At 46.7% G+C, this 3,200-nt stretch carries 3 protein-coding genes; all 3 read right to left on the bottom strand.

Annotated features, from left to right (window positions below; translation table 11 throughout):
• A partial coding sequence (locus tag LC574_RS32980) for an NAD(P)-binding domain-containing protein (protein WP_229457799.1) occupies positions 1–503 on the bottom strand: 503 nt, incomplete at its 3' end.
• A gap of 316 nt (positions 504–819) precedes the next feature.
• The gene (locus LC574_RS32975; protein WP_229457798.1) at positions 820–1,992 is read right to left on the bottom strand and encodes an Ldh family oxidoreductase; all 1,173 of its coding nucleotides are present in this window, start codon (positions 1,990–1,992) and stop codon (positions 820–822) included.
• On the bottom strand, positions 1,979–3,200 hold a 1,222-nt coding region (locus LC574_RS32970; RefSeq protein WP_229457797.1), incomplete at its 5' end, for a M20/M25/M40 family metallo-hydrolase. The genes LC574_RS32970 and LC574_RS32975, both read right to left, overlap by 14 nt.

The raw sequence follows: 3,200 nt of genomic DNA, 5'->3' as shown, positions 1-3,200 counted from the left end.
ACAACTTTCACAATCTTTTCTAGGGTATGCTCGCGATCACCAGGATTAATGCGCTCTGGCGAGTAGCCTAACTTGAAATCAATTCCTTGCCGCAAACCTGAGGCTTTAGCCAGGGTGAAACCACAAATTTCCTCTGTAACTCCAGGGTATACAGTGGACTCATACACCACAACAGCTCCTGGCTGGAGAACTTTGCCAACTATTTGAGAAGCGCCTATTAGTGGATTTAGATTGGGACAATGACATTGGTTAGTGGGAGTGGGAACTGCAACTAAGAAGAAGTTAGCTGATTTTAAATCTGTTATATCACTTGTTATTTTAAGAGTTGATTCCTCAAGAGTTGCACGAGAAAATTCACCATTTGTATCGGAACCTCTTGTTAGATTCTCACATCTCTCAAGATTTACATCAAATCCAATAGTGTAAGGAAATTTTTTAGCCAGTGCTAGCGCTAAAGGTAGTCCTACATAACCAAGCCCGATGACTGCAATGCGTTCTTCCATACTTTCCTCTCGAATTATTAAGATTATTAAGAATCACAGTTTGCTTTCTTTTGCTTTAAACGTCCTTAGTAAAAACAAAGAATCTTCCTCAGCAGTGTAGGAATAGTTATTAGTCTGACTTGACAAAATACTAGGTGTCAGGGCATATCTGCAAATTGCTCTGAATCATTACTACTCTGTGTGGCTTTGAGTTAGCAGATATGCCTAAGGATATGCCTCTAAGTAGCAATGGTCAGCTCATCGTGATATTTGTAGGCTGTTAATCTCTTGAGGTAAACCCTTTTTCTCACAAAGTTGCACCTAGCTGATTTACTGTTTAGCTCGATGTATCGAATTCACTGCTGTCTCGAGAAATTGTAGCCCCTTCACTGTTTGGGCTACTTACTTGTTTGGGTGGTTCTATGTCAAGCTGCCGAGCTACTTGTTCTAAGACTGCCATGAGGGATTGAGTGAGAGGAATGCCGCTTTTTTTCCTTCGCATCGCTTCTTCAGCTTCTGGCAAGCCGGGATACATGACCTGCTTATTAGCCTGTGTTGTCGGGCAAGCTTGCAAAACTGACAACATCTCATCCATTTCAGCTGTGAACAGATCTACAGATCTAAAATCAGCAATATTAAGCGCCAAGAAGAAATGACCGATATTCTTGTCACTGCGTCCCTTAGACCCATCTCCTTGGAGATTAGTAAGATTTGGACCTACAGAGGCTCCTGTCAACAGCCCACAGAGGATATCTACTAAAATAGCAAGACCATAACCCTTGTGTTCACCTGCAAATTGTAGGTGAGCTGTCCCGCACTCAAAAGCAGAGGGATCGGTTACGGCTTTACCCATATCGTCCAACAACCAGCCGGGAGGTATGCTTTCGCCTTGTTTCTGAGCCAGCCGGATTCGACCTGCGGAAGTCACAGCTGTACTCATATCAAGGTTGTAGGCAGCATTCCGGTTTGCAGGCGCACCCGCAGCTAAAACATTGGTGCCAAGCAACGCGCGTGCGCCATAAGGGGGACGTAAAATTCCCTGGGTGCCCAAATTGCTGAATGCAAGTCCGATCAAACCAGCATCAATCGCCTGCTTTGCATAAAAACCCATGCTGCCACAATGGGAACTGTTCTTAACGGCAACAGCACCGATACCGAACGCACGGGCGCGGTAAATAGCTTCATTCATGGCAAAGCTCCCTGTCACGAACCCTAGAGCATTTCTGCCATCAACTAGGGCTACAGCCATCCGCTCGCCAATGATAATAGGGGTGGCTACCGGATCGATACTTCCCTCGCGTAGCATTCTCAAATAAATCCGATCGAAATTTACAGCACCATGCGTATCAAAGCCGTGGAGATCGGCATAGAAGATTCCTTCAGCTGCACTCCAAGCATGCGCTTCTGGTACGCCCATAGCGCAAAAGGCGTTCGCATAGAAGGATTTAAGTGATGAACCCTCAACTAAGTAGTTGCTCGACGCGCACTTTTGCTGTTCATTTATTTGCATAGCACACAAACTCCTTAATTAAAGTGGTGATGCTGTCCGCGTAACGGTCGAGATCTTCAATCGCCATGAACTCTCCCTCAGTATGGGCTCGATTGGCACCAAGGTCACCAGGACCATAAACCACTGTGTAGTACCCCTTTCCTCCGAGCCACATGGCATCACAGGTAAAGGGTTGTACCTGACTGTCCAAGCCATGACGCCCAATTCCAGCGCGCGCAAAGACAACTTCCATTTCAGGATCGTGATTATTGAGAACAGGAAGTCCTTGTTTCAGCCAAGTCAGACGGCAAATTTGATATGCGTCTCGTGCTGTACGCGCCGATCCAAAAATGGATGCATGATCTCGGACGAAGGCAGCAAGCGCACTCTTAAACGCTTGTTCGGTGAGTTGCTTGATTTGTAATGCTATCTCTGCTGTTGTATAAGCGAAGTTCAGAAGTAGCACCCCCGAACCAAAGACACGGTTGTGGGTCATACCTGTATGGAGACCTGCAACGCACATCTTGCCGCCAAGGCTAAAAATTTTGGGTGACAGATTGCAACTTAGGTAATCAGTCATACTAGCCAAAAGTATCGTTGCATTGTGTCCGCGTGCGGGTTCGTCATCAGTCGAACCGATGCCATCAACAGCGATCTTAGCGGTCATTGAACTTGTCGTCTGGTCGAAATATCGGAACTGTGTTGGCTCACATACCATATTCAGTCGACCTCGATAGCCCAGTTCTGTCAAATAGCGAGTGCCATAGAACCCCATAGATCCCCCTTCTTCACCCCCTACGCTTTGGATCAGGATAGAGATCTGACGCGTGATTTGGGGGTCAGTTTCTATGGCGCTGCGGATACCTGCTAAAACTGCAAGGCCCAATCCCTTTGCGTCCGCCACACCTCTGCCAAAAATTTGTTTGTTGTCAACAGTTACTGGTACTGTGCCATCAACGGTATCCATGTGGAAGTTGAAAAGAAGTGTTTTCTCGGCTCCAGCTTTGCATCCAAGATGAAGAACAAGATTGGGCTGATTCTCAAAGAATTCTGCACCCATTTCAGTAAACCGTTCAAACACTGTCAGCGGCAAGCCTTCTGCGTGTATAAGGTCAGAGGGCGGCGGTGCATAATGAACGCATTCAAACCCGATCTCCGTTGCATAGCGTGAAAATGCTTCTTGTGCACGAGCAAGGTCTGATTTCTGCCCAGTCTCCATCGGAGTGACG

The sequence above is a fragment of the Nostoc sp. CHAB 5715 genome (assembly GCF_020829685.1).
Lineage (GTDB): Bacteria > Cyanobacteriota > Cyanobacteriia > Cyanobacteriales > Nostocaceae > Nostoc.
Note: the sequence above shows the minus strand (reverse complement) of the source record. Positions and strands in the feature narration are given on the sequence as shown.